This is a genomic window from Staphylococcus sp. B1(2026) (assembly GCF_058895785.1).
On record NZ_JBZXTS010000005.1, the window covers coordinates 62,697 to 69,895 of the forward strand.

At 30.0% G+C, this 7,199-nt stretch carries 5 protein-coding genes and 1 pseudogene; all 6 read left to right on the forward strand.

Annotation, left to right across the window (positions count from 1 at the left end):
* Window positions 1-65: 65 nt before the first annotated feature.
* Window positions 66-440 (forward strand): annotated as a pseudogene (locus AC5EAH_RS02025) (S1 RNA-binding domain-containing protein); the annotation flags it as partial.
* A 50-nt stretch (window positions 441-490) separates the two neighbouring features.
* Window positions 491-2,779 (forward strand): single-stranded-DNA-specific exonuclease RecJ, encoded by a 2,289-nt coding sequence (gene recJ, locus AC5EAH_RS02030; protein WP_493493082.1) that lies wholly within the window; start codon window positions 491-493, stop codon window positions 2,777-2,779.
* Window positions 2,776-3,288, forward strand: a complete 513-nt coding sequence (locus AC5EAH_RS02035; RefSeq protein WP_493493083.1) for an adenine phosphoribosyltransferase — start codon at window positions 2,776-2,778, stop codon at window positions 3,286-3,288. The genes recJ and AC5EAH_RS02035 overlap by 4 nt, the downstream gene beginning before the upstream one ends.
* Window positions 3,289-3,466: 178 nt before the next feature.
* Window positions 3,467-5,650 carry a RelA/SpoT family protein gene (locus AC5EAH_RS02040; RefSeq protein WP_493493084.1) on the forward strand — a complete coding sequence of 728 codons (2,184 nt, stop codon included), beginning with the start codon at window positions 3,467-3,469 and terminating at the stop codon, window positions 5,648-5,650.
* A gap of 12 nt (window positions 5,651-5,662) precedes the next feature.
* Window positions 5,663-6,133: a D-aminoacyl-tRNA deacylase gene (gene dtd / locus AC5EAH_RS02045; protein ID WP_493493085.1), complete on the forward strand. Its 471-nt coding sequence runs from the start codon at window positions 5,663-5,665 to the stop codon at window positions 6,131-6,133.
* The gene (locus tag AC5EAH_RS02050) at window positions 6,120-7,142 is read left to right on the forward strand and encodes an N-acetylmuramoyl-L-alanine amidase family protein (RefSeq protein WP_493493086.1); all 1,023 of its coding nucleotides are present in this window, start codon (window positions 6,120-6,122) and stop codon (window positions 7,140-7,142) included. Before dtd ends, AC5EAH_RS02050 begins: the two co-directional genes overlap by 14 nt.
* The last annotated feature ends 57 nt before the right edge of the window (window positions 7,143-7,199 follow it).

Here is a 7,199-nt window from a genome sequence, read left to right on the forward strand (position 1 = left end):
AAAATGATTTTATTTATGTTATTCTTAAAAAGAAATGACTAGATAAAAAAAGAGAAGAGGCGCTAAAGTTGGCAGATCAAATCTATCCTGGCCAATTTATTAAAGTAAAGGTAACAGGAATACAACCTTATGGTGCTTTTGTACAAACACAACAAGGCAAAGAGGGGCTAATTCATATTTCAGAAATTATTGATGATTTTGTAGATAAAATTGATAATTATTTATCTGTCGGTCAAATTATTCGTGTCAAAGTACTTTCTATTGATGATACAGGTAAACTAAATTTGACTTTAAAAGAAAATAATTATTTTAAAAAGTTTGAACGAAAAAAAAATTATCGCCGTTATACTTTAATTGATAAAATAAAAGAACAAGAAATTTATGGATTCAAAACGTTAGCAGAACGTTTGCCAATGTGGATTGAAAAGGCACCTAAATAGTGAAAAACGAGCCCCATTGGGCTCGTTTTTTTAATCATAGAGGAGGAACAATGCAAGCACAATATCAATGGGTAAAGCCAAACTATACAGAACAAGAAGTTAATACATTTGTTGAGCGTTTTCAAGTATCTCCAGTAGTTGCAAAAATTTGTTTAAACAGGGGGATTCAAGATGAACGTGAAATTAGAATGTTATTAAATCCTGATGAAAATTTAATTCATGATCCATTTTTATTATATGACATGTCCAAAGTTGTGGAACGTATAGAACAAGCAATTGAAAATGAAGAAAAAATTTTAGTTTATGGAGATTATGATGCTGATGGTGTGACTTCAACAACAGTCATGGTTGAAACATTAGAAACACTTGGTGCACATGTGACATATTTTATCCCTAATCGTTTTACAGAAGGTTATGGTCCAAATTTAGAGATTTTTAAATCTTATATCGAACAAGGGGTTACTTTAATTATTACTGTAGATAATGGTGTGCAAGGTCATCATGAAATTGCTTATGCACAAGAGATGTATTGTGATGTTATTGTAACGGATCATCATGAATTACCCAATGAATTACCTGATGCGTATGCTATTATTCATCCACAACATCCATTAGGTCATTATCCATTTGCTGATTTAGCTGGTGTTGGTGTAGCGTTTAAAGTAGCACATGCATTATTAGGCGATTTTCCAGAAGAATTACTAGATTTAGTTGCAATAGGGACTATTGCAGATATGGTGAGTTTACTTGATGAGAATCGTTTTTTTGTGAAAAGAGGCTTGATGCTATGTAGCGAGTACCCTAGATTAGGTATTAGTGAATTATTAGTAAAAAATAATGTTGATTTTAATAAAATAGATGAAGAAACGATTGGCTTCATTATTGGACCTCAATTAAATGCAGTTGGACGTTTAGATAGTGCTTTACCGGCTTTAGAATTATTAATGACGCAAGATGAGCTACAGGCTAAACAATTAGTAGAGCTAATTGATAATTATAATCTTAAACGTAAAGAAATTGTGACTAATATTACTTTAGCAGCTTTAGAACAAGTAGAAAAACAGAAGCAGCAAGGTAGAGAAGTTTTTATTGTTAGTCATGCTGACTGGAATGAGGGTGTGCTAGGCATTGTGGCATCTAAAATTATTGAACGTTATCAAAGACCAGTTATTGTGTTAAGTCATAAAGGTGAGCTATTAAAAGGATCAGCACGTAGTATTTCAGCTTTTCATATTTATCATCACTTAGCACAACAAGCTAAATTGTTACTAAAATTTGGTGGTCATCCTATGGCTGCTGGTTTATCATTATTACCTGAAAACTTACCACAGTTACATGATGAATTGGACAATGCGATGAAAGCGATTCTTGAAACAGGTGTGGATATTAGACCATCAATAAATATTGATATTGTATTGGATGCTGAACAATTATCAACTGAATTATATCAAGAAATGAATTTATTAAAACCATTTGGTTTTGGCTTTCCAAAACCTAAAAATTTATTAGAAAAATCATTAGTTAATAAAGTGATTACGATGGGTGGTCAAAAAGAACATATGAAACTATCTTTAGTCATTAATGATAATAAGATAGAATGTTTAGCTTTTAATAAAGGTTATTTACAAGATTATATTTCTAATGAAGATGAGCTAAATATTATTGCAGAATTATCAACAAATACTTGGAATAATAAAACAAAATTACAATTAATGATGATAGACATAGATAAAATACAACAATATTTTGTTGACTTCCGAAATAAAAAAAATATTGTCTTACCGCAAGGGCAACAAATGGTTCAAATATATCGACAAGATTTAGAACAAGGTATGACATATGAACAATTATTAAATAAACAACAAACATATGATATTTTATTTTTAATGGAGCTACCTGAATCTATGGCTCAATTTAAAACAGTACTACAAACAATTAAGCCTAAACAAATTTATTTAGTATTGAGAGAAAATTATATTGCCTATTATGAAGGCCTACCAAAAAGAGAGCAATTTGCTATGCTTTATAAAATTTTGAAACAAAATGAAAAATTAAATTTGAATCATCAAGGTCAAAAAATATGTCAATATTTAAAAGTAACAGTTAATCAGTTGAAGTTCATGTTGAAAGTATTTTATGAATTAGAATTTATTACAGTACGTAATGGTGAAATTACTGTAAATGCTTCAGAATTAAAAACTACTCTATTCGCTTCACCAAGTTATAAAGAAAGACAAGATAGAATAGAGATTGAACAATTATTGCTATTTAGTAAAAAAGATGATATTATCAACTACGTAAATACTAATATTTTAACGATAAAAGAGGATAGAACATGAATTTAGAACAATATATCGCATTAGTACAAGATTGGCCGAAAGAAGGTATCAATTTTAAAGATATTACGCCATTAATGGCAGATGGTGATGCATATAAATATGCAACACAACAAATTGTTAATTTTGCCAAATCTAAAGAAGTAGACGTGATTGTAGGACCAGAAGCACGTGGTTTTATTATTGGTTGTCCAGTAGCTTATGAACTTGGTATTGGTTTTATTCCAGTTCGTAAACCTGGTAAATTACCACGCGAAGTAGAAACATATGAATATGATTTAGAGTACGGTTCAAATGTTTTAACAATGCACAAAGATGCAATTAAACCAGGGCAAAGAGTATTAATTACAGATGATTTATTAGCAACTGGTGGCACAATTGAAGCATCAATTAAATTAGTTGAAAAATTAGGTGGTATAGTTGTAGGTATTGCTTTTTTAATTGAATTAGATGGTTTAGATGGTATGTCGAAGTTAGAAAATTATGATGTGTTTACATTGTTGAAAATGTAATAAAGAATTTTTATTTTTTCAATAATGAATTTTAAAATAGAGATAAAAGCAATCCTTAAAAAGACTGATTTTATCTCTATTTTTAATAATTTAGAAGATATACAGAATTAAAAATATATGCTAAAATTAACAAATAAATAGCCAAATTTATTGAAAATGTATTAAAGGGGTGAACATAATGTCTAATGAATATCCGTATACAAAAGATGATGTTTTTAAAATAACTCAAACCTATTTACCAAAAGCACAACAATTATTAGTAAAGAAAGCGTATGAACTTGCTGAACAAGCCCATGAAGGTCAATTCCGAAAATCTGGCGAACCTTATATTTTACATCCTGTTCAAGTTGCTGCTATTTTAGCAGAATTAAAATTAGATGCGGCAACGATTATAGCGGGATTTTTACATGATGTTGTAGAAGATACATTGTATACAAAAGAAGATTTAGCCTCACTATTTGGTGAAGAAGTTGCTGTCATTGTTGAAGGCGTAACAAAATTAGATAAAGTTAAATATCGTTCAAAAGAAGAACAACAAGCCGAAAATCATCGTAAATTATTTGTAGCTATTACGAAAGATATTCGTGTAATTTTAGTTAAATTAGCGGATAGATTACATAATATGCGTACTTTAAAATATATGAAACCAGAAAAACAACGTTTAATTTCTCGAGAAACTTTAGAAATTTATGCACCTTTAGCGCATCGTTTAGGGATGAGTTCTATTAAATGGGAATTAGAAGATACGGCATTAAGATATTTGTATCCACAACAATATTTTAGAATTGTACAACAAATGAAACAAAAGCGTTCACAACGTGAAACATATATTGATTCAGCAATTCAATCAATTCATAATGAATTAAATAAATTTCACATTGAAGGTAATGTTACCGGTCGACCTAAACATATTTATAGTATTTATAAAAAGATGGTCAAACAAAACAAACAATTTGATCAAATTTATGACTTATTAGCTATTCGTGTGTTAGTAAATTCTATTACAGATTGTTATGCAATATTAGGTTTAGTGCATACTTTATGGACGCCTATTCCTGGAAGATTTAAAGATTATATTGCTATGCCAAAACCCAATATGTATCAATCATTACATACGACCGTTGTAGGTCCAAATGGAGATCCTTTAGAAGTGCAAATTAGAACTTATGAAATGCATGAAATCGCTGAAAAAGGAGTTGCGGCGCATTGGGCTTATAAAGAAGGAAAACAAGTATCGAATAAAAATAGTTTCGACCAAAAATTAGGCTGGTTCAAAAATATGTTAGAAAATAATTCTACTATGGATGAAAATGCTGAAGAATTTATTGCTACATTAAAGGGTGATTTATTGAGTGACAAAATTTATGTTTTCACACCTAGTAGTGATATTATAGAATTACCGAGTGGTGCTAATAGTATTGATTTTGCTTATGCTATTCATTCTGAAGTAGGTAATAAAGTAGTCGGTGCTAAAGTGAACGGTCGCATTGTCTCTTTAGATCAACCACTGTATACTGGTGATATTGTAGAAGTAAAAACTTCTAAACATTCTTATGGACCAAGTAGTGATTGGTTAAAAATTGTTAAATCATTACAAACAAAAAATAAAATAAAATCATATTTTAAAAAACAAGAGCGTAGTGTTAATATAGACAAGGGTCGAGATTTAATTATCAAAGAATTAAAAGAATTAAAATTTGATGTAGATCATTATATGACAGATGAAATGTTAATGAATGTCGCCGAACGTTATAATTTTAATGCTGTGATTGATTTATATAATGCTGTTGGTTTTGGTGGTGTGTCAGTGACTCAAGTTGTCGCTCGTTTGACAGAAAAAGAACGTCGTCAACGTATGAAAGAGCAACAAGTTGAAAAATTAATGAATGCTGAACTAGAACATCAAAATATTCGTACAGAATCAGGCGTATATGTACCTGGGATTGATAATTTATTAATTAGATTGTCAAAATGTTGTAATCCAATTCCAGGAGATGAGATTACTGGTTTTGTAACAAAAGGCCGAGGAATTACCGTACATAGAAGTGATTGTCCAAATGTCAAAAATGAAGATAAAGCACGCATCTTACCTGTCCAATGGGTACAAACTTTAAATAATAAGTCCTTTTTTGCATCTTTAGAGGTTTCTACTTTTGATAGAACAGCTGTTTTAAATGAAGTACTAATGAAAATTAATGAATCACGTGCGAGTATTGCAAAATTGAATGCACGTGTAGATCATAATAAAATTTGTACGATTAGTTTAACTGTAATGATTCATAATATACATGAATTACAATCTGTAGTTGAAAAAATTAAACAAGTATCAGATGTATACGCGGTTACAAGAGTTATTAATTAGAAAGGATATTTTATGAAAGTTATTGTACAACGTGTAGCTAAAGCATCAGTATTGGTGAATGATGAAACAATAGGTTCGATTAATAAAGGTTTATGCTTACTTGTCGGTATTCATCAATTATCTAGTGAAGCGGATGCAGATTATTTAGCTTATAAAATAGTACATAGTCGTATTTTTGAAGATCATCAAGGAAAGATGAATCTGTCATTATTAGACGTTCATGGTCAAATTTTATCTATTTCTCAATTCACACTATTTGCTAATGTTCACAAAGGTCATCGTCCAAGTTATAACCAAGCAGCAAGCGGTGAGCGTGCATATGACTTATATCATTATTTTAATCAACAATTAGAGAAATATGGTATAGAAGTGCAAAAAGGTAGATTTGGAGAAAATATGCAAGTATCATTAATTAATGACGGTCCCGTCACAATTACGTATGATAGATTGTCTAAGGAGATATACCATAATGAGAAGAATTAAAAGACCTAAAATACGCATGAATTTTTGGAGAATGATAACACCAAGAAATCCTAAAAAAATAATGATGTTATTTCTAGGAATTATTATTCTAGTAATAATGATTATTTTAGGAGATCAAACATTAAAATCTTATAAAGAGAATCAAGCGTCTAAAACTAGACAGTATGTTATTGTTAAAGAACAAATGGATGTACGAACAGGTCCAGGGATGTCTTATCCTTCTTTAGCTAAAGTTGTAGATAAAGATAAACAATATCGTATTATTGATAAAACAGATACATGGTTTTATGTTGAAGTAGATGGTAGTCTTAATGGTTGGATTGCTGGTTGGAAAACGAATGCAAATGTTAAAAGTCCAGAAGAAATTTTAGATGAACAAATTAAACAATATATCATTGTATTAGATCCAGGTCATGGTGGAAAAGATTCAGGGGCTATAGGTAATCGTAATAATCAAGAAAAGGATATTACTTTATTAGTAGCTAATTTAATTAAAAATAAATTTGAGCAAGAAGGTTTTACAGTTAGATTAACAAGAACTGATGATTATTATGTATCGTTAGATGACCGTAATACACCAGAATTAGAAAGCGGTGCTTCAGCTTATATAAGTATTCATTTCGATTCATCTCCTAATAAAGTAGGAACAGTTAGTGGTTTCACAACTTATTATTCAAAAGATGATGATAGTCAAGTGTTAGCACAATATGTTAGTAATGCTATTGGTGCGCGTATGCCATTATTTAATCGTGGTGTTAAGCAAGAACCGCTTCAAGTTACGGCATTTAGTAAAATTCCAGCTATTTTATTAGAAGGTGGATATATGAATAATCCAACTGATGAATACATGTTATCTAATCCTATTTATCAAGATATTTATGCTGAAAGTATTAAAGAAGGGATTAAAGGTTATTTATATACTTTACCTGGACGTCAAATTAAAACAGAACCGGTACTAAAAAAAGAAAAAGAAAGCACAATGACGACAGAAGATACATTAAGTCATTAGATTTAATTGTATCCATTGCGTAGTTCAAAATACTATGGGGGTCAAGAAGGTTTAAAG